General features: G+C 35.3%; 19 protein-coding genes and 2 tRNA genes. 8 read left to right on the forward strand and 13 right to left on the reverse strand.

The window, feature by feature from the left end; genetic code table 11:
* Positions 1-70: 70 nt before the first annotated feature.
* The 8 genes from ACIGAM_RS06365 to ACIGAM_RS06400 form a co-directional block, all read right to left on the reverse strand.
* Positions 71-550 (reverse strand): ExbD/TolR family protein, encoded by a 480-nt coding sequence (locus ACIGAM_RS06365; RefSeq protein ID WP_396510632.1) that lies wholly within the window; start codon positions 548-550, stop codon positions 71-73.
* A gap of 28 nt (positions 551-578) precedes the next feature.
* Positions 579-1,178, reverse strand: a complete 600-nt coding sequence (locus ACIGAM_RS06370; protein ID WP_396510633.1) for an ExbD/TolR family protein — start codon at positions 1,176-1,178, stop codon at positions 579-581.
* 10 nt (positions 1,179-1,188) lie between these two features.
* Positions 1,189-1,629 carry a hypothetical protein gene (locus ACIGAM_RS06375; RefSeq protein WP_396510634.1) on the reverse strand — a complete coding sequence of 147 codons (441 nt, stop codon included), beginning with the start codon at positions 1,627-1,629 and terminating at the stop codon, positions 1,189-1,191.
* Positions 1,630-1,656: 27 nt separating this feature from the next.
* Complete coding sequence (locus ACIGAM_RS06380) at positions 1,657-2,454, reverse strand: MotA/TolQ/ExbB proton channel family protein (RefSeq protein ID WP_396510635.1); 798 nt, start codon at positions 2,452-2,454, stop codon at positions 1,657-1,659.
* 73 nt (positions 2,455-2,527) lie between these two features.
* Positions 2,528-2,615: transfer RNA gene (locus tag ACIGAM_RS06385), tRNA-Ser, on the reverse strand.
* A gap of 96 nt (positions 2,616-2,711) precedes the next feature.
* A complete protein-coding gene (locus ACIGAM_RS06390) occupies positions 2,712-3,737 on the reverse strand; it encodes an asparaginase (RefSeq protein WP_396510636.1) in 1,026 nt (341 codons plus the stop codon).
* Positions 3,730-4,860 (reverse strand): 1-acyl-sn-glycerol-3-phosphate acyltransferase, encoded by a 1,131-nt coding sequence (locus ACIGAM_RS06395; RefSeq protein ID WP_396510637.1) that lies wholly within the window; start codon positions 4,858-4,860, stop codon positions 3,730-3,732. Before ACIGAM_RS06395 ends, ACIGAM_RS06390 begins: the two co-directional genes overlap by 8 nt.
* Positions 4,861-4,906: 46 nt before the next feature.
* Positions 4,907-5,677 carry a TatD family hydrolase gene (locus tag ACIGAM_RS06400; protein ID WP_396510638.1) on the reverse strand — a complete coding sequence of 257 codons (771 nt, stop codon included), beginning with the start codon at positions 5,675-5,677 and terminating at the stop codon, positions 4,907-4,909.
* A 104-nt stretch (positions 5,678-5,781) separates the two neighbouring features.
* On the opposite strand from ACIGAM_RS06400, the gene ACIGAM_RS06405 reads away from it, so the two are divergent.
* Positions 5,782-6,219, forward strand: coding sequence for a TIGR02281 family clan AA aspartic protease (locus ACIGAM_RS06405; RefSeq protein WP_396510639.1), 438 nt, complete (start codon positions 5,782-5,784; stop codon positions 6,217-6,219).
* Between the two features lie 391 nt (positions 6,220-6,610).
* On the opposite strand, the gene ACIGAM_RS06410 is transcribed toward ACIGAM_RS06405, so the two are convergent.
* Positions 6,611-7,609, reverse strand: coding sequence for an isoaspartyl peptidase/L-asparaginase family protein (locus ACIGAM_RS06410; RefSeq protein WP_396510640.1), 999 nt, complete (start codon positions 7,607-7,609; stop codon positions 6,611-6,613).
* A gap of 121 nt (positions 7,610-7,730) precedes the next feature.
* Between ACIGAM_RS06410 and ACIGAM_RS06415 the strand changes: the two genes are divergently transcribed.
* The 3 genes from ACIGAM_RS06415 to ACIGAM_RS06425 all read left to right on the forward strand — a co-directional run bounded on the left by ACIGAM_RS06415 (position 7,731) and on the right by ACIGAM_RS06425 (position 10,851).
* Complete coding sequence (locus ACIGAM_RS06415; RefSeq protein WP_396510642.1) at positions 7,731-8,942, forward strand: metallophosphoesterase; 1,212 nt, start codon at positions 7,731-7,733, stop codon at positions 8,940-8,942.
* Positions 8,943-9,054: 112 nt separating this feature from the next.
* Positions 9,055-10,464 (forward strand): hypothetical protein, encoded by a 1,410-nt coding sequence (locus ACIGAM_RS06420; protein WP_396510643.1) that lies wholly within the window; start codon positions 9,055-9,057, stop codon positions 10,462-10,464.
* Positions 10,465-10,554: 90 nt separating this feature from the next.
* Positions 10,555-10,851: a thioredoxin family protein gene (locus tag ACIGAM_RS06425; RefSeq protein ID WP_396510644.1), complete on the forward strand. Its 297-nt coding sequence runs from the start codon at positions 10,555-10,557 to the stop codon at positions 10,849-10,851.
* On the opposite strand, the gene ACIGAM_RS06430 is transcribed toward ACIGAM_RS06425, so the two are convergent.
* Together ACIGAM_RS06430 and ACIGAM_RS06435 are read right to left on the reverse strand one after the other, a co-directional pair.
* A complete protein-coding gene (locus tag ACIGAM_RS06430; RefSeq protein ID WP_396510645.1) occupies positions 10,848-11,501 on the reverse strand; it encodes a polysaccharide deacetylase family protein in 654 nt (217 codons plus the stop codon). The genes ACIGAM_RS06425 and ACIGAM_RS06430 overlap by 4 nt on opposite strands.
* On the reverse strand, positions 11,501-14,782 hold the full coding sequence (locus ACIGAM_RS06435) for a DUF2723 domain-containing protein (RefSeq protein ID WP_396510646.1): 3,282 nt from the start codon (positions 14,780-14,782) through the stop codon (positions 11,501-11,503). The genes ACIGAM_RS06430 and ACIGAM_RS06435 overlap by 1 nt, the downstream gene beginning before the upstream one ends.
* A 201-nt stretch (positions 14,783-14,983) precedes the next feature.
* Between ACIGAM_RS06435 and ACIGAM_RS06440 the strand changes: the two genes are divergently transcribed.
* A tRNA-Gln gene (locus ACIGAM_RS06440) sits at positions 14,984-15,056 on the forward strand.
* A 56-nt stretch (positions 15,057-15,112) separates the two neighbouring features.
* Here the strand turns inward: ACIGAM_RS06440 and ACIGAM_RS06445 are convergent.
* A complete protein-coding gene (locus ACIGAM_RS06445) occupies positions 15,113-15,448 on the reverse strand; it encodes a hypothetical protein (protein WP_396510647.1) in 336 nt (111 codons plus the stop codon).
* A 286-nt stretch (positions 15,449-15,734) separates the two neighbouring features.
* Here ACIGAM_RS06445 and rimP point away from each other — a divergent pair, with 286 nt between their 5' ends.
* Genes rimP through infB form a run of 3 tightly spaced genes read left to right on the forward strand, consistent with a single transcriptional unit; the run spans position 15,735 to position 20,340 of the window.
* The gene (gene rimP / locus ACIGAM_RS06450) at positions 15,735-16,199 is read left to right on the forward strand and encodes a ribosome assembly cofactor RimP (protein WP_396510648.1); all 465 of its coding nucleotides are present in this window, start codon (positions 15,735-15,737) and stop codon (positions 16,197-16,199) included.
* A 9-nt stretch (positions 16,200-16,208) separates the two neighbouring features.
* Positions 16,209-17,441, forward strand: coding sequence for a transcription termination factor NusA (nusA, locus tag ACIGAM_RS06455; RefSeq protein WP_028377431.1), 1,233 nt, complete (start codon positions 16,209-16,211; stop codon positions 17,439-17,441).
* A 52-nt stretch (positions 17,442-17,493) separates the two neighbouring features.
* Complete coding sequence (gene infB, locus ACIGAM_RS06460) at positions 17,494-20,340, forward strand: translation initiation factor IF-2 (protein ID WP_396510649.1); 2,847 nt, start codon at positions 17,494-17,496, stop codon at positions 20,338-20,340.
* 81 nt (positions 20,341-20,421) lie between these two features.
* On the opposite strand, the gene ACIGAM_RS06465 is transcribed toward infB, so the two are convergent.
* On the reverse strand, positions 20,422-20,808 hold the full coding sequence (locus tag ACIGAM_RS06465) for an SPOR domain-containing protein (protein WP_396510650.1): 387 nt from the start codon (positions 20,806-20,808) through the stop codon (positions 20,422-20,424).
* Positions 20,809-21,027: the final 219 nt, after the last annotated feature.

Consider the following 21,027-nt stretch of genomic DNA (forward strand, 5'->3'; position numbering starts at 1 on the left):
TTAACTAAAAAACGCCCTGAAGATCAGGGCGTTTTTTAACTTTTAAAAGTAATAAAATATCTAATGCACCTTAATTATTTTTAACAGCGTCGCCAGTCTTGGTTACATAGTTAATTTTAAGAGCATTAGCAGTCCTAAGTTCTTGTTTAATATCAGAAATAAGACCCATTTTACTATCGCCATCAACTTTGAGAGCTGTAGTTAAATAGTCTACTAGTTCTTCACGTTTGCTTGCTCTTTCTTGATAAATAAAATCTTGAATCTGATTAACATTTGCGATTTTATCGTTTAATTGAATTTTTGCCGAAGTACCATATGTAGCTTGATAGCGTTCTATAGGTTCACCAGCATAGATATACATTACAAGATCTTTCTTATCAAGTTTTTCAACTTGATTTGCAGTTGGCAAATTGTTTTTAATCATTAATGTTTGATCGCGCATAACAGTGGCAACCATAAAGAAGAACAGTAACATAAAAACTATATCTGGCAAAGATGCCGTAGAAATAGCTGGTAATTCACCTCCCTTTTTCTTATTAAACTTAGACATAATATATATTTATTAAGTTTTAGTAGTTTTATTTTGGTTCTGCCTCTGAGAGCTTTTCAGGATATAAATCTCTAATAAGTTCAATTTTTGGTTTAAGCTTATCTTTATCTCCTGGAGAAGTTCTTGCGTCATTATAACGTGATTCTAACGAAACAAAAGATTCACCGTATCTACTCATAGCTTCCCGATCTCTCAACTGATTATAAGCACCTACGAGTTCATTTTGAACAGCTATATACCTTTTGTAAGATGTACCTCTATTATTAACTAATGATATAATAGCTTTAGTAGGATTAACAGAAGAATTTTCCAACTTAGCGCCTTGACAATAAGAACAATCTTCAGCTCCATTATCTAAAAATTCAACTGCTGCCGCTCTCAAATCTTTAAGTTCCATCAGCTTATCCTCAACCAAAAGCTCATTGTTACTGTTCACAACCACAGTAAACAAGTTACGCTCTTTAATGACTGGTGGAGGTGGCTGATTTTCCTCTAATTTTGGAGGTAATTTACGGCTAATACCGCTGTCTGTCTCAATTGTAGTTGTAACCAGAAAGAAAATAAGAAGTAAGAAGGCAATATCTGCCATCGAACCTGCATTCACTTCTGGAGCTGATCTCTTTGCCATAATTTATTTTTTATTTAGCTAATTTCTTAACACCTGAGAATACCATTGCACCTATAGCGACTACTGCTAAAATGTAAAAAGCATATATACCTGCTTCAACCCATCTAGAAGCGCTAGCAGATAAACTACCACCATCTCGTAAAGGTGTTTCTTCACCAGAAGCTAATAGGAATGATATTACTACAACTGCTAAGAATGCACCAAGCCCTATTAAAGTTCCTTTAAGAGATGAGCCTCCAGTAAAAATATTTTTCACGACAAAAATAACTACAAATACAAGTGCTACTGCAAATGCAGCATAAGCAATATATATAAAGGGAGTAACAAGTGAATTCTGTAATTCTGGTGAATCTATAATAGCTGTATCTCCAGTAATTAAAATTCTAACTAGCCATATAGCTCCAAGAATAGATAGGATCAGTGCAACAATTTTTAAAATTTTATGTAACATAATTAAGTTATGTATTTAAAAGGATTATTACTTCTTGTAACGCACAAGCATATCAATCAATGTGATTGAAGCATCTTCCATATCGTTTACAATGCTGTCAATTTTAGCAATGATATAATTATAAAAAACTTGAAGAATAATCGCAACAATAAGACCAAATACGGTTGTTAAAAGTGCAACTTTAATACCACCAGCCACAAGAGATGGGTTCATATCACCAGCAGCTTCAATCTTGTCAAAGGCGTCAATCATACCTATTACTGTACCCATAAAACCAAGCATTGGTGCAAGTGCAATAAATAGTGAAACCCAAGATACATTCTTCTCTAAAAGACCCATTTGTACACCACCGTAAGCTACAACAGCCTTTTCTGCAGCGTCAACGCCCTCATCAACGCGATCAAGACCTTGATAATAAATAGATGCAACAGGACCTCTTGTATTTCTACAAACGTCTTTTGCAGCTTCAATACCACCGCTGTTCAATGCATCTTCTACGTCTTGAGCTAATTTTGCTGTGTTTGTGCTTGCAAGGTTCAAGTAAATAATACGTTCAATCGCAATAGCAAGACCTAAAATTAGACATAGAAGTACGATTCCCATAAATGATGCGCCCCCTTCTATAAAACGTTTCTTTAACTCTTGAGTGAATGATGTAGACTCTTCATCAGTGTCTGCGGCTGCAGTTTCTTCTGGAGCTTCATCTTGAACTGCAGTTAATACTGTTGCGTTAACAGACATTAAAGAGGCAGTATTTGCTTGAACTGTAAGATTGCCTAAAGCGATTACAGCTGTGATTACTAGAATAGAAAATACTCTTTTCATTGCTTTTGATCTTAAAAATTTAGTTAGTAAAGGATAAAGATATAAAATTAATTATTCAAATATTAAAAAATAGCAGAGAGGAAGGGATTCGAACCCTCGATACGCTTTTGGCGTATACACGCTTTCCAGGCGTGCGCCTTCGACCGCTCGGCCACCTCTCTTTAATTTGTTGAGCCGAAGCCTTTGTGACAGGCTGCCAAATAACAAAAAATATGTCAAATCCCAAAAGGAACATCGAAAATAATAATAATTTCTTATTAACTCATTTCTCCTCTTAGTGAAGTTTCAAATATAGTCTTAAAGACCTTTGGAGCCAAATTTTGACTATTGAGATACATCATTTTAGTGATTGCAGCTTCAATTGTAAGGTCTTTTCCTGAAATGACACCAAGTTCTTTAAGTTCTGTACTGGTCTCATAATTACCCATTTGTACGCTTCCCCATTTGCATTGAGTAATGTTTACAAGTGGTATTCCTCTATTGATAATTTTTTTCAATAAATCGATAAACCAACCTTCTGTTGTGCCGTTTCCGGCTCCAAAAGTCATTAAAATGACCCCACTATACGTTAATTTTTCAAATGTATCTGTCAATAGATTTTCGTTTATACCGGGGTAAAGATGCACTACAAGTATATCTGTATTTAAATCTTTATGAATTTTCAGCTTTTTTCTGGTGTATGGAAGCAATTTTTCATCTTCAATAGTCAAATGAACACCAGATGTTACAAGAGGAGGATAGTTGGGTGATTTAAATGCTTCAAAATGCTCAGCACTTATTTTTGAACTTCGGTTGCCACGATATAACTTGTATTCAAAGTATAGACCAACTTCAGTGATATAAGATCTTCCCCTTTTTTTAAGTGCAGCTATTTGTATAGCCGTTATTAAATTTTCTTTAGCATCTGTCCTCAAGTCACCTATAGGTAGTTGGGATCCTGTTAGAATTACGGGTTTTGAGAGGTTTTCAAGCATAAAGCTTAATGCAGATGCTGTGTAGCTCATTGTGTCACTACCATGTAATATTACAAAACCATCAAAACTATCGTAATGTTTTTCTATTATTGAGCATAAGTCACCCCAAAGCTTAGGGTTCATATTAGAGCTATCAATGGGCTTCTCAAAACTAATTGTTTCAATGGTACATTCAATTAGTCGCAATTCAGGAACTTTATCTAAAAGATCATTAAAGTCAAACGATTTTAAAGCTCCCGTTTCAAAATCTTTGATCATACCTATTGTTCCACCAGTATAAATCAGTAAAATTTTAGATAGTTTACTCAATACTTTTAAGTTTATTTATCACTGGGTTTGCATACATTAAAAGAAAACTTTCTCTTGCAATCTCGCTATTAGAATCTATCCTGCGCTCTAATCTACGTTCAAATGCACGTTTGTCTTTTTCTGTATATGTATAATTATATGTGTTAGTATTATGATATAGATCGTAGGCGATATAATTAGAAGGCCATAACTTGTAAATTCTATAGATCTCTTTGTCTATATACTTAGCCAGTTCTTGTAATTTATCATTATCAGATAAATCACGTGAATCAATCTCATCAAATACATAGTTATCTAATTTTCCTGTTGCGATATGTACTCTTTTTTTATTACCAAGAGCGCCTCTTAGGATGCTGTTGAAGTCTTCATTATTACTTTTTATATACGCTGTATCTTCACTTTTAGCAATAAGCTCAGGTACTTTTAAGACATCTGTAGGGTCAAACTCATATGAGATAGCTACGGGTCGAATATTTAAATCTTTTAAAAACGGTATCACTGGTTTGTCGCCTCGGGCCATCCCTATCATTTTAAGAACTCCCTGCTGTGTTTTATCGCTTCCATCCTTAGTACGTCCTTCGCGTTGGGCCATCCATATAGATTGATTGCGTTTATTTAAAACATGAGCCACATACTCAGATAGGTTTTTAGAACTTAGCAGCATTTCTCTAGGCGTCAAACTACGTTGAACTAGAAAACTTCGATTGAGTCTGGCAAGTGCCATTAAAAATGGTTTTTGAACCAGATTGTCACCAATTGCAGATGCAGTCATTACTAAATCATTATCATAGAGTGCAACATTAATAAATGAAGTGTCTAGAATAATATCGCGATGATTAGATAAATAGAAATATGCTTTGCCCTTATCTAAATTCTCAAATCCTGAAGTAGAGAACCCGTCGGTGCTCTTTTCCATTATTTTTTGAACAGATTTATAGATAATCTTACTCTGAAAGTCAAAGATTGAATGACATTCGTTTATGATCTCTTTTATTTCCCGCAGAGATTTGTCAGGAAATGTGAATTGCAGTAAAGCCTGAAACATGGGATGACGATAATGGGTCTGAAGCGCTTCATGTACTTCAGCATCATCATAAGGTCTTATGGAGTCAAATTTTGACACAAATTATTTTTTAGTTTGATCGTAAAAGAACAAAATATTTTATTGATCAGTCAAGGTTAAAAATATTTTTGGCATTTTTTGTTGTAATCTCACCTATTTCTGTGACAGAAACATTGTAAATATCTGAAAGTTTCTGTGCAACCTCAATAAGGTAACTACTTTCATTACGTTTACCGCGGTAGGGTGTAGGAGCGAGATAAGGAGCGTCTGTCTCTAATACAATATGCTTTAAATCAATCTTCTTTAAAAACTGATCTATTTTCCCATTTTTAAATGTGGCTACACCACCTATTCCTAATTTAAGATTAAAGTTTATAGCTTGTAAGGCATCTTCTTCAGTTCCTGTAAAACAATGAAAAACACCTCTCAAGCGATCATTATTTTCATTTTTTAAAATCTCAAATACTTCATCAAAAGCATCTCGGCAATGTATTACGATAGGCAAGTCATATTCTTTTGCCCATTGTATTTGTTTAGCAAAAGCTTCTTGCTGGATTTGTTTTGTTGACTGATCCCAATATAGATCTATTCCTATTTCGCCAATCGCGCAATGTGTTCTCGATGCGAGCTGCTGTGCAACATGATCTAATTCATTATCGAGACTTTCTGGCTTAACGTGCGTAGGGTGCAACCCTGCCATGACAAGCATAGCGTCTGGATATTTCTTTTTTAAATCCCACATTTTTGAAGTATAGGTAGAATCTATAGCCGGCAGCATAAAATGAGTTATCAATTTCTGTTGGGCTCTTGCAATCATAGCATCGCGATCCTCGTCAAATGATTCGCTGTACAGATGGGTATGGGTGTCTATAAACATATGGGGTAAATTTAAAACTTAGCTTTCAGGGTTGGTAAACTTTATTATAAAATTAAAATTCAAAAAGTTTTATTTAATCTAAGTTTGAGCATCTAGCATAGATTATGATTTCACTTTGGCAGTTTTTAAAGAAAAAAAAGTACACAAGGATACCACTTAAGCCTGTAGGTACTGGGCACCTAAAATTTGAGGCTACTATAAATGGTATCAAAGGAGACTTTATTTTAGATACAGGTGCGTCTAATACATGTATAGGTTTTGAAGATCTAGAACGTTTTAAATTATATGCCAAAGACAGTGAGGTAAAAGCTGCAGGTGCGGGAGCTATAGATATGTTAACGCAAATTGCCCAAGATAATTTAATCGAAATAGATACTTGGTCAACTAAGAATTTATCGATAGTGTTATTTGATCTTTCTCATGTGAATCAAGCATTAATTAATCACGACGCAGATCCTGTGAGTGGTATCATAGGTGCAGATGTTCTCAAAATAGGTAAAGCAGTGATTGACTATCAATATAGCTGTATGTATTTAAGATAAGCGTGAATTAGAGGACTCATCTTCACGTAAACCTGGCTTACCACCCTTAATATTTATATACTTAGAGATTTTTTAATTCGGGTGATTATAAAATAAAGAAAACTAGCCATAAGTGATATTAGAATTACGCTTCGGTTTGAAGATTAGAGAGGATTGCGGCAATTTGTAAACCTGGCTTACCACCTTTAATATTTATATACTTAGAGTTTTTTATTAGGTAGATTATAAAAATAAAGAAAGCCAGCTACAAGAGCTGGCTTTCACCCCAAATCATAATTGATTATTACAAGTCAATTACAACAGTCTTAAATATTTTCTGCCTCTAAAGGCGTGAAACAAAACTAAAGTTTTTTTCTGAAAAAAAAAACAATTAAAAAATCTATTCAAATTTCTAAGATTTTAAAAAACTACCTGCAATAACCGGTTTGTTTTCTCGATTACTATAATGCATCATTTTGAACCCTGGGTGAATGCAATAGCAACCTGTTTCTCCTTTTTTATTAATAGCAATATAGGCAACCTGAAAGTTCGTGTGGTTAGGGTTTGATGTCACAATACGATGTACTGCTTCTTCACAAGCTTCCTGTGGTGTCATTCCATTTCGCATAAGCTCAACAATTAAAAAACTACCTACTGTTTTAATAACTTCTTCTCCCATTCCTGTTGCGGCAGCACCGCCAATGGTGTTGTCTATAAATAACCCACTACCTATTACTGGGCTATCACCTACACGACCCTTCATTTTATATGCCAAACCAGATGTAGTACAGGCGCCAGAAATATTTCCTTCTTTATCTAGGCCAAGCATTCCTATAGTATCGTGGTTTTCAATATTGATTATTGGCTTGTAGTCTGATGTTTTAAGCCATTCTTTCCAGGCTCTTTCAGATTCTTCGGTTAAAAGTTTTTCAGAGTTAAAACCACTTGTGATGGCTAATTCTTCAGCTCCTTTTCCTACCATAATTACGTGGGGCGTATCTTCCATCACTTTACGCGCAAGAGCAGCAACATTGGTTATGTTTTCAACACACATAACAGATCCGCAGTTGCCAGTATGATCCATCACGCAAGCATCTAAAGTCACATTTCCTTCGCGGTCTGGCGAACCACCTTTTCCTACGGTTGTATTTTTAATATTTTCTTCTTCAACAGCGACACCTGCAATTACTGCATCTAATGCAGAGTATCCTTGATCTAGAAGTGCTCCGGCAGTTGCGTTTGCTTTAGTAAATTCCCAAGTGCAAATTGCTACGGCAGTTTCATTCATATTAGAAGTAGATAATCGTTTATTTTTTTTAGTTTCTGTATTAGCTTGAGCTAAACTGCTTATGCCGAGTCCAACAGCTAGTGTATTTAAACTTGTAGTGGTTATAAAGTTGCGACGTTTCATGAGAGTTGTTTAGTACTGAGTAGTAATTGAAGTTTTTATATTTGATTTCTTAAAAATATAAGATTTAATAAGAATTTTGAACACTTTACTTTATTAATATTGCTGCGTCAAAATTTCAAATATGCGTTGGTTTTTATTTATTGTCTTTTATATTCTTATTGATATATATGCTTTTCAGGCTTTTAGAACTTTTTCTAAGAGTTTATTGCTCAATTCGATCTATATAATTGTGTCTTTAATTGTTTTAGGAGTTTTAATATATACCCTATCTACGATGGACAGGTCTAAAGGAATTGAAACGCACGAGATGTATATCTTCGGGTGGTTCCTAGTATTTTTTGTGCCGAAACTCATTCTTCTCATTATTATGTTTGGTGAAGATGTTGTTCGAATTATTGTGGGAGTATTAACATCTTTATTTGGGAAGACAGAATCTTTTGAATTGCCTTCGCGGCGTAAATTTGTAAGTACAATAGCTTTAGGCATTGCCGCAATACCCTTTGCTTCATTGATCTACGGAATGTATAAAGGTAAATATAGGTATCGGGTACTTTCTTATACTTTAGAATTTGACGATCTTCCTAAAGCTTTTGACGGGTATCGTATAACTCAAATTAGTGATATACACAGCGGAAGTTTTGATGATGAAACTAAAATTGCCTACGGAATTGATCTAATCAATAAACAAGAAAGTGACCTTATCTTATTTACGGGAGATCTAGTTAATAATTTTGCAAATGAAATGACAAATTGGACTCAATTGTTTTCCACTTTAGAAGCTAAAGATGGGGTATATTCGGTTTTAGGTAATCACGATTACGGCGATTATGCAGATTGGGAGTCCCAGGCAGCTAAGCAAGAAAATTTAAAAAATTTAAAAAATATCCAAGCTAATATGGGCTGGCAGCTGCTTTTAAATGAGCATAAGTTTTTAGAAAGAGGGGGTGAGCGTATTGCCTTAGTGGGGGTTGAAAATTGGGGTGCAGGTTTTAAGCAGGCCGGAGACATTGACAAAGCTTCTAAAGATTTGTCTAAAGACGATTTTAAAGTTTTAATGAGTCATGACCCGTCGTACTGGGCAGAGCGAATCAAAAAAGATCCTAAAAACTATCAGTTAACATTGAGTGGTCACACACACGGGATGCAATTTGGAATAGAAATACCTGGTTTTTTAAGATGGAGTCCCGTTCAATATCGTTACGAAAACTGGGCAGGTATTTATAAGGAAGACAGTAGGATTCTTAATGTTAATCGTGGATTTGGATATTTAGGTTATCCAGGTAGAGTAGGAATTTGGCCAGAAGTTACTGTTATTGAATTAAAAAGAAAGTAATAAGTAATCTATTTCTTACCTTTTTAAAACTTAATTATCTATAAATATAGATAAAAGTTGTATTTATTTATGTGAAATACATATATTAGACCAGATCTAACATATGAATATCATGTCTATTAAAAATATATTTCAGGTCTCGTTGCTTTTCTTAAGTTTTACTACTTATGCTCAAGTAGGTATAGGTACAACGACTCCCAGCCCTTCAGCCTTGCTTGAAATCAACTCAGATACAAAAGGTTTTTTAACTCCTAGAATGACAACGCTAAATAGACTTGCGATTAGTAATCCCGCAAACGGTCTTTTAGTTTACGATACAGATGAATCATCTTTTTATTATTATAAGTCTTTTACTTGGTCAAAGGTTCAGGATACTAGTAAAAGAGATAACTATGTTCTGGTAAAAAGTCAAGCGGATTTTCCGGCAGTTTCTGCGGGTTCAATCACGCTAGACGAGAATGTTTATTATGAGATAAATGGCGTAATAAATTTAACTGCTTCAATAAATTTAAATGGAGCTTATATATCTGGCTTAGATGCGGGTGAAGATGTTTTAAATTTTCCTGGCGGGGTTATATTTAAGGGAGCTACTGGTGGTAGTATTCGTAACGTAACACTCATAGGCGCTAAAGCTTTTGAAATCACCGGTCCTGGGATAGCATCTTCAGAATCTTTATTAATACAAAATACCATTATTAATGGTATGACTACAAGTGTAGGTTCTGTCTCAGGCATTGGATTATTGTTTTCAAATATCGTGCAATTCGTAGGTAATAAAAATGGTGTGTCCTATTCTAACATTGGTAATCTATTATTAAACAATCAAGCTTGGTTGGGTACAAATTTAGGCACATATGAAAAATTTACGGGTAATTTTGGCTTAATAGAAAAGGTTAGCGGTTTTAGTACGGTTAACGGGTCTGCTGTAGCTGTAGATGTAAGTGCTAATCCCGTTTTATCAGGAAGTGGTGTAATCTTAGGGACTGTATTTACAGGTACATCCACTACTTACATTAATAAATACACAACAGGATCTTATGTAGGGTATAGTTTCACTAATGATTGGACGATAAATTGTCCTGGTATACCAGCAGAATCAGATAATGAAGCTACGGGAAATATATATTTTGATTCATCTGGCGTGGTAGTATTAAATAATGGAAATAGAGTTAAGCTGCCTGTAAATACATTGGCAACTAGGCTGTTTAGAACATCTATTGATGGTTCAAACAAACTTGTTTATCAAGGTAAAAAAACAAGGGCGCTTAATGTTTTTGGATCTATCTCTTTTACAGCAATTGCGGGAATGCGTGTTACTTTTTCAATTCATAAAAATGGAGTTCTTGTGCCGGGTACTGAAGTGGTTTATGATATAATCGATACAAATGGTCGCCAGGGACTTTCTATTTTAGGTACTGTAACAGTAAATCCTTTAGATTTTATTGAAATTTTTGTCGAAAGAAACACGGGGTCAGGTACCAATCAATTTTTAGTCACGAGTTATAATTTATTGGCTAATTAATAAACGAGTTTCTATTTTTATAATATTTTCTTAAAATAGAGTCGTTAAGTCATTTAACCTTATATTTAACACTCTAAAAGAGCGTGAACTATGTCAAAATTTGGAGCACTCATTGATTTGCAAATTCCGGTATTACTTGATTTTTATACAGAATGGAATGAGCAATCAACAACAATGCACGCAATTTTGCGTGATGTTGCTGCAGCACTAGGTGATAAAGTTAAAGTTGTAAAAATAGATGTAGATAAAAACCCAGAGCTCGCTGAAGCCCTGCGTATTAAAGGACTTCCTACTTTAGTTATCTATAAGAAGGGGGAGATGAAATGGCGTCAAAGCGGGGAGCTTGATGCTAACTCTTTAATTTCAATTGTTCAAAAGTTTATCTAAAGACCTTTAAACTTATATCCCAATTCAGAAAAATGCTTTAGTACTTTGGGAAGTGCATATCTCATATTTCTTTCTGCTTTAAGGCTATCGTGAAAAACGATTATACTACCATTTTCGGTATTTCTCAAAACATTTTCTAAACACTTCTGTTCGTTGATTGAATGGTCCCAATCGCGTGCTAAGACATCATACATAATAACATCATAGCCTCTTGTCAATATTTCTTTTGCTTGACTTTTCTTTATTTTTCCATAGGGAGGTCTAAAGATTTTTTGAATTGATGAAAGCTTAGATTGCATTAAAGCCTCCGCTTTTAAGAAATTAGAAATATAGGTGGTTGTTTCTGTGTTCCAGCCGTTGAGATGATTATAAGTGTGGTTGCCAATACTATTTCCACTATTTTTTAAGTATTTAAAAGTGGTAGGATTCTTAAAAACATTTTCACCTATACAGAAAAAAGTGGCCTTAGCGTTATACTCTTTGAGAGTGTCTATTACCCATGGAGTAACTTCTGGTATGGGGCCATCATCAAAAGTGAGGTAAATAATTCTTTCAGTGTTATTGGTAATTATTTTATCCCATATATACTTACTGTAAAGACGCTTAACTAATTTAGGCGTCTTTACCGGTAAGTTAAATTCTACAAACATTATCGCATTGTATCTTTTGGGATTGCAATAGAAGTATCTCTTAAGTTTTCTGTGGGTTGAGCGGTCTCAGGCGCTGTCTCGTCTTCACCATAAAACTGACTAAACTTGCGTAGATACGAGTTGAACTCTTTTGCTTTCTCAGGCAAAATGTCTTGATCTTGATTACGTATTAAAAGATCAACCAGACTTCTGTAGCGTTCAATATCTGTAATGATATCCTGTGCATATTTATACTGTTTGTTGAGATTTACAGTACTCCAATAATTCAGTTTTTCCTGATACTTCTTCGCAACCGAATTCCACAATTCACGTGCCTCTTCCTGCTCTCCTACTTGATAATAACCACTAATATAAGGTTCTAGTAGTGTATAATACTCAAACGTATCTACTGGCATTTTTTCCATAGCCAAGTCTAGGATATTTTTGGCTTTGCTAAATTCTTGCTCATTAATTAAGGTTTCGGTTAAACGGGCAAGATTTCCTCGATAGGTTATACCATTACGACGGGTTTCGGTATCGTGATAAACATCAGGATCGCCGCTATTTCCCCAATACCAGTTCATAGCAATATCATAGAATTTATCTGAATCTATACGGCCCATATCATAAGGAGATTGTGGGTCTATTGGTGTGCGTATAGGTACGAGTTTATAACAAACACCATCAAGCTGAAGAAAATCTTTCATCCATAGATAATCATCATCCCCAAAGCTGCCGCCTGTAAAATAAATAGGACGTTCCCAATTATTGTTTGCCACGACGTCTAGCATGAGAAGGCGATTCTTATAAAGAACGTCTTCTTTTATATTAACAACAATATTCGAAACAATTAAATCTGCATCTTTTTGTGCTACAATGCCATTTTTTAAAACAGTGTTTTTGTCAACAGGTATGCTCACAAGTTTAGTCGGGTATGTGTGAACCATTGTCCCGCTTTGTAGTTCTTCCATCGTTCTGGGGTCATCACTGGCAATCCAGTTCATCCAGGTTTTAATATCTAAAGTGTCATTCGGTTTTAATTCATTATACCAGATTGCATCTCTGTTTCCGGCAACATATTTGTCGTGTGTAAGTTGAGAAGGTATAGGGTCGCTTTCATAAGCTTTACGCTTCATATCATCGATATACCAAGAGGTTTGAAAAAGACTCGTATTTACAATACGCACATCTCTTCTATAACCTTCAATCTCCTGAGCATACCACAAAGCAAATGTGTCATTATCTCCTATTGTGAATAAAATGGCATTTTCATCGCAACTGTCTAAATACATTTTTGCCATTGCTAACGCAGTTTTTCGGTTAGAGCGGTCGTGGTCATCCCAGTTTTGAGCTGCTAAAATTACAGGAGCTGCTAATAGACATACTACAGTAACAATAGGTAGAACAAATTTTGCGCTAAGTTTATCTTTAAGCATATCATAGAGTGCATATACCCCAAAACCTATCCACATAGCAAATACATAAAATGACCCTACCAGTGCATAATCTCGTTCTCTAGGTTCAAAAGCGCGCTCATTTAGATAAATTTTAAGCGCAATTCCCGTAAATAAGAACAGAACTAGAAGTACCCAAAAACTTTTTTTGTCTTTACTTGCCTGAAAAACTAAACCAAGCAATCCTAAAATTAGCGGTAAGAAGAAATACATATTTCTACCTTTATTATCTAAAACATCACTAGGCAAATTGTCTTGAGGACCCAGGCGAGCTTCATCAACAAATGGAATACCGCTTAGCCAGTTACCGTGTATATCGTCATAATTTCCTTGAATATCATCCTGGCGTCCTGTGAAATTCCACATAAAATAACGCCAGTACATATATCCAAATTGAAAATCAAACATATACGCAAGATTATCTGAAAAAAACGGAGGATCTACATCTATATATTGTCGTATGCGCATTAAGAAAGACTGAAAGCCTTCATTGTCAATACGACCTTGAGCATAATCAGACTTAAATTGTGCGACTGCTTGTTGTAATTCTTGATTATCTGCATATTCGGCCTTCACCTGAAACTGCAGTGGTCCTGTGAACTGCATATAGTTTGCCATATGGTCTGTACTCCACATACGTGGTAGAAAAACTTTATGACGGTCTTCAGAGTTTTGAACTGCATTTTTCCATTCATTAACTATGATATACTTTCCGCTTTTTTCATCTTTTTCATAGTTAGGTTTACCGTCAACGTATGGGTTTTGAGCATCTAAACCTCCAAAAATTTCGGTGAATTGAGGACCGTAGAATAAATGCGTTTCGGGATACTGTTCTCTGTTGTAGTATGCCAGAAGTTCTCGTGCGTTGTTTGGGTTATTTTCATTTATGGTAGTTCCTGCGTTTGCACGTATAGGAAGCATCAGCCAACTCGAAAACCCAATGAAAATAAATAAAATAGATAGAATAAGCGTGTTTAATTGATAATATGACTTCTTACGGGTAAACTTCAATAAGAAATAGAAAATAGCGATAAATGCAATGCCTGCTATAATAGTTCCGCTATTAAATGGAAGTCCGAAGCTATTTACAAAAAATACTTCCGCGTAGCCAAAAAAGCTTAACGTATAAGGTAATAGGAATTTGAAAATAAACATCAAGACAGCAACCACAATTACATTAGCTACTATAAAATTCTTGATCGTAATGGTTTTATAGTTTTTAAAGAAATATAAAAAGCCAATCGCAGGAATTGTTAATAGTGCCATAAAATGAACACCAAAGGAAAGTCCTACAATAAAACAGATAAGCATAAGCCATCTGTTGCCTCTTGGTTTAAACATATCGCGCTCCCATAACAGAGCAACATAAAATAAAACTGATAGCATAAACATAGCCATCGCGTATACTTCTGCTTCTACAGCGTTAAACCAAAAACTATCTGTAAAAGCAAATGCAGTTGATCCTATAAAAGAGGCCGCTAAAATTGCCATTTGATCTGTGCTGGTAAGAATCTCTTTATTACGTTTTAAAAGTTTACGTAATAGTAAAGACAGGGACCAGCACATAAATAAGATGGTAAATGCAGATGCTAAACAGGACATAAAATTCACACAGAGAGCAACATAAGTTGCATCTGGAGCAAAGATTGAGAAAAATGCACCTAACATTTGATATAGCGGAGCTCCTGGTGGGTGACCAATTTCTAATTTAGAGGAAGTTGATATATACTCACCTGCATCCCAGAAACTGGCTGTGGGTTCTACAGTTAAACTGTAAGTGATTAATGCAATGGCAAATGCACACCAACCAACTATTTTATTGTACTTCGGGAAATTGAAGTTTGTCATAAGGCAAATTTAGCAAGCAGCGAATTTAAGAATTAATACGGTAATGAATTCTGTTTTACTTAAAACGACGTCAGGAATAAAAATATTTTTTGTTTTGAAAGTTTTCTAAAAAAAATATTTGCTGATCTAAAAGTTTGTTTTAAATTTGCAGCCGCATTCGCAAGTCAGGTGAGTGTTTTCTTTTTTAAAAGAGAAGGTCAATGGCCTATGGTGTAACTGGCAACACGTCTGGTTTTGGTCCAGAAGAGTCTAGGTTCGAGCCCTAGTAGGCCAACAAAAAAATCCGAATCTTTTGATTCGGATTTTTTTATTCATAAAGTTTCAATTTGTTTATGCTTGCTCCTTAGTGGCTAGGTAGTATAGCATGTTTGAGTAAAAGGTGATTCCCTGTGTATCTTTTTTAATACAATCGCATAAAAACGATTTTAGTTGTGTTGATTCAATCTCTATTGAAGCTTGTGTTTCTGGAGAATCAGACAAAATAGATTTCAAGCGTATTGTGGTTAAATTGTCTTTATGTTCAATAACGACTTCAGATGCCTTGAAAAATTTTTTCAGAATAGCTTTTTGAATGCTTTCTGATTGTGCTGAGCTAAGGTTGTCTGAGCATCTGTGATCTATAATCTGAAATAGATTAACTAAGATCTCTTGCGTGGTTGCTTTCATAAAGATTATTTTAGATTTTAGTTGAATTTAGTTCTGTTTTTCAATCTAAAGTTTTAATGAAATGTTATTTAGAATAGTATTAACTATTTTAAAATGTAACAAGATAGATTTAATGTCTAGATGTTCTTTATAGTAAGTTTTGGCTATTAAATTGATTTTTAGTTAATACCTGACTAATGCGATAGCATTGGGTTTTTTAAACTTCAAAATTATTACTATATTTGCAGCGTTAATTAAGAAAAAATTAATCGAGGGGACACTTAAAGTCCCCTCTTTTTATAGGATCATGTTGAAGGAAAAAGTAAAAGCTCTTTTAGTAGAGGCGTTTGAAGAGTATGGGTCACTATTTTTAGTAGACCTTAGTTTTAAAGGAAATAATGAGATTACTGTTGTAATTGACGGTGATGAGGGTGTTACAGTTCAAGATTGTATTAATGTTAGCCGTAAGGTAGAGCACAATCTTGATAGAGAGGAAGAAGATTTTTCTCTTGAGGTAATGTCTTCTGGAGCTACAGAGCCGCTAATTAATAAAAGGCAGTATAAAAAGAATGTGGGTAGAGATCTAGATGTTAAACTTCAAGACGGTTCAAAAATCACCGGATTACTTACTAAGGTTGAAGAAAATACTATCACATTATCCTGGAAAGAACGCGTTCCTAAAGAAGTAGGTAAGGGTAAAGTTACGGTAGATAAAGAAGAAATAATCTCTTTTGACGCCATTGAGCAAGCAAAAGTTAAGATAAAATTTTAAGTACATAGCATGGAAAATATTGCGTTAATCGAATCGTTTTCAGAGTTTAAAGATGATAAACTTATAGATAGAGTAATGCTTATGGCAATACTCGAAGAGGTTTTTAGAAGTACGTTAAAAAAGCGTTTTGGAAGCGATGATAATTTTGATATAATTATTAATCCTGATAAAGGGGATTTAGAGATTTGGCGTAACCGTGTTGTTGTTGCAGATGGTGAGGTTGAGGATGAGAATTCTGAAATTAGTTTAACTGAAGCCCGTAAAATTGAACCGGATTTTGAGGTAGGTGAAGATGTATCACAAGAAGTTAAATTAATTGACTTGGGTCGTAGGTCTATTTTGGCTTTACGTCAAAACTTAATCAGTAAGATTCACGAGCACGACAATACAAATATTTACAAGCAATTTAAAGATCTTGAGGGAGAGCTTTATAATGCAGAAGTGCACCACATTAGACATCGTGCAATCATATTACTTGATGATGAAGGTAATGAGATTATAATGCCTAAAGAAAAGCAAATACCATCAGATTTTTTCCGTAAGGGTGAAAGTGTAAGAGGTATTATAGAGAGTGTAGAATTAAAAGGCAATAAGCCTTCTATTATAATGTCTCGTACATCTCCATTATTTTTGGAGAAATTATTTGAATCAGAAATTCCAGAGGTTTTTGATGGTTTAATAACTGTTAAAAAAGTAGTGCGTATTCCTGGTGAGAAAGCAAAAGTGGCTGTAGACTCTTATGATGATCGTATAGATCCTGTAGGTGCTTGTGTTGGGATGAAAGGATCACGAATACATGGTATAGTTCGTGAGTTAGGTAATGAGAATATAGATGTAATTAATTACACGTCTAACCTACAGCTTTTTATTACGCGAGCATTGAGCCCTGCTAAAATCACTTCAATTAAAATTAATGAAGAGAATAAAACGGCAGAGGTTATGCTTAAGCCTGAGGAGGTTTCTAAAGCAATAGGTAGAGGTGGTCATAATATACGTTTAGCTGGTCAGCTAACGGGTTATGAGATTGATGTGTACAGAGAAGGAGTGGAAGAGGATGTTGAGCTTTCTGAATTTTCTGATGAAGTTGAAGCTTGGGTAATAGCTGAGTTTTCAAAAATAGGTTTAGATACCGCAAAAAGTATTTTAGAACAAGACGTAGAAGATCTTGTACGCAGAACAGACCTTGAAGAAGAAACCGTGTTGGATGTAATGCGTATTCTTCGTGAAGAGTTTGAACAATAACTAGGAGTGTACAGGTTTTTTAGGTTAATTTTATAGCGAATTATAGCATTTTATGGCAGAAGTAAGAAACATGAGGTTAAATAAGGTATTACGTGAACTTAATATTTCACTTGATCGTGCAGTAGATTTCCTAAAGGAAAAAGGTCACGAAATTGAAGCACGTCCTACCACAAAAATCTCTGCCGAAATCTACGAGGTTCTTTCTGATCAATTTCAGACAGATGCCAATAAAAAAGTAGCGTCAAAAGAGGTAGCTCAAGAGAAGCAAAAAGAGAAGGAGGCGTTGCGTATAGCTCGTGAAGAAGAAATCGAAGAAAAACGCCAGACTCGCGAAATTCAGTCTGAGGTTATTCGTGCTAAAACAAATCTTCAAGGGCCAAAGCAAGTTGGTAAAATAGACCTTGATAAGCCTGTTAAACCTAAAGAAACTCCTGCTGAGGCGGTTAAGGCTGAAGAGCCTGCTCCTGTAAAAGAGGAAGTTTCAGAACCTAATAAAGAGGTTGTTGCTAAGGAAGAGGCTCCGTCTGAAATTAAGGAAGAGATTAAGCCTGTTGATGAAACACCTAAGCCAAAGGCTGAAGAAGTTGCTAAAACAGAGCTCAAAGCTGAAGAAGCTCCTAAGGTTGCTCCTGTTGAAGTTAAGAAAGAGGCTTCTGTTAAAGTGGATGCTAAACCTCAGGATCAAAAGGCAGAACCTAAGAAAGAAGAGCCTAAGCTTGGGGATGACGTTTTAAAGACAGATTATAAGAAATTAGACGGTCCTAACTTTACCGGTCAAAAAATTGATTTATCTCAGTTTAAAAAGCCAGAAAAGAAGAAGAAGCCCGTTGCTAATGACGATAAAAAGCGAAAGCGTAAACGTATAAGTAAAGCTCCGGGTGCTGCTGGGACAAATACAGGGGGTTCTAACCCTAATACACGCGGAAAGAATACCCGAAACACATCTGGTGGCGGAAACAGAAGAGGTGCTACTCCAGTTGTTAAGGAAGAGCCTACTGAAGAAGAAGTGCAAAAACAAGTACGTGAAACCCTAGAAAAACTTCAGGGTAAATCCAGTAAAGGTAAAGGCGCAAAATACCGTAGAGACAAGAGAGATCAACACCGTCAAAAGAACGAAGACGAGCAAGCTCAACAAGAAGCGGAAAACAAGGTTCTAAAAGTAACAGAATTTGTTACTGTTAGTGAAGTTGCTACCATGATGGATGTTCAGGTTACTAAAGTTATATCTGCTTGTATGTCTTTAGGGATGATGGTAACTATGAATCAGCGTCTAGATGCTGAGACATTATCTATTGTAGCAGATGAATTTGGTTATGAGGTTGATTTTGTCAATGCAGATATTAAAGAATCTGTTGCTGTACAGGTAGATGCTCCTGAAGATCTAAAATCTAGAGCTCCAATAGTAACTGTTATGGGTCACGTAGATCACGGTAAAACTTCACTTCTGGATTATATTCGAGAAGAGAATGTAATTGCAGGTGAAAGTGGTGGTATCACGCAACATATAGGTGCATATGGTGTTACTTTAAAAGATGGTCAAAAAATCGCTTTCTTAGATACACCGGGTCACGAAGCTTTTACGGCTATGCGTGCGCGTGGTGCTCAGGTTACTGATATTGCAATTATTGTAGTGGCAGCAGATGATGATGTGATGCCTCAAACAAAAGAAGCTATATCTCACGCTCAAGCTGCTGGTGTTCCTATAGTGTTTGCGATAAATAAAATTGATAAGCCTACTTCAAATCCAGAGAAGATTAAAGAGCAATTAGCTCAAATGAATTTACTTGTAGAAGATTGGGGTGGTAAAATACAGTCACACGATATATCTGCAAAAACCGGCTTAGGAGTAGCAGAGCTTTTGGAGAAAGTTTTATTAGAAGCTGAGATTCTTGAGCTTAAAGCAAACCCAGATAAACGTGCAAATGGTACTGTGGTTGAAGCTTTCTTAGATAAAGGACGTGGTTACGTTTCTACCATTCTAGTAGAAGGTGGGACATTAAGAATTGGAGATTATGTACTTGCAGGAACTCATAGCGGTAAGATAAAAGCTATGCAGGATGAGCGAGGTAAAGAAGTTAAAGAGGCTGGGCCGTCAACTCCTGTATCTATATTAGGTTTAGATGGTGCGCCACAAGCGGGTGACAAGTTTAATGTGATGGAAGATGAGCGTGAAGCGAAAGATATAGCTTCTAAGCGTACTCAATTGCAAAGAGAGCAATCTGTGCGAACTCAGAAACATATTACACTTGATGAAATAGGAAGACGTATTGCTTTAGGAGACTTTAAAGAATTAAATATTATTCTTAAAGGAGATGTTGATGGTTCTGTAGAAGCGTTGACTGATAGTTTTGCAAAGCTATCTACTGAAGAGATTGTCGTAAATATTATCCACAAAGGAGTTGGTGCTATTACCGAAAGTGATGTACTGTTAGCTTCTGCATCAGATGCAATTATAATTGGATTTAATGTTAGGCCAGCTGGTAATGCACGTCAAGTTGCAGATAAAGAAGAAATTGATATCCGTACATATTCTATAATATACGATGCTATCAACGATCTGAAAGATGCGATGGAAGGTATGCTTTCTCCAGTAATGAAAGAAGAGATTACAGGTAATGCTGAAATTAGAGAGACATTTAAGATTTCTAAAATAGGTACTATCGCAGGTTGTATGGTAACTTCCGGTAAGATCTTCCGTAATAATGGTATTCGATTAATTCGTGATGGTGTAGTGGTCTATACCGGTGAATTAGCATCACTAAAGCGTTTCAAAGACGATGTACGTGAAGTTGCTAAAGGATATGATTGTGGTATGCAGGTTAAGAACTACAATGATATACGAGAAGGAGATATTATTGAATCGTATCACCAGGTAGCTGTTAAGAAGAAACTTAAGTAATTCGGTTTAACAAATAAATTAAAAAGCCCCTGAAGAAATATTCTTCAGGGGCTTTTTAAATTTTACATAAGCGTTAGTTTATTAACGCTCCGGTTTCATAACAAAAGCGTTAGGAAATAATTTTTGTACCTGTAATAATGCACGATCAGCTTCTAATCGATTTCTAAAATTACCAACCCAAACCTTGTAATTGGGACTTTCGTAAACAATTTTGGGCTCCCATTCATCATAGCGAGACTTATATTTACTGTGAACGCTATTTGCGCCTGTTACAGTGCCGTAATAAAGCTGAATTTTATATCGGTCAACTAACTCATCGTTATTAGTCATTTTTGATTTAAGTGACAGTAATTCAGGTATTCTACTATCTTGAATAATATTAGATTTGCCACTTTGAGCGTATGTATTTGTAATGAATAATCCGCCAAAAAAAATGAATGTAAGCGGTTTTAAAAGGGTTCTTTTCATAAGAAAAAATGTTTAGGCAAAAGTAATTGTTATAACTCAAAATGGACATATTTTATTATTTAGAACTCGTATAAATTACCTTTTAACGCTTTGCTAACACTTCAAAAATCCACTTCTAAGTCTTACTTTTGCCATCAAATTTGTCGGCATTCTTTTTAGCCTTGAGACCCTTGGAAATCCTAAGATCGATGCCGCGCTAAGATGACAATTCTATCACAC

Source organism: Leeuwenhoekiella sp. NPDC079379 (assembly GCF_044542075.1).
In the GTDB taxonomy this organism is placed as follows: Bacteria; Bacteroidota; Bacteroidia; order Flavobacteriales; family Flavobacteriaceae; genus Leeuwenhoekiella.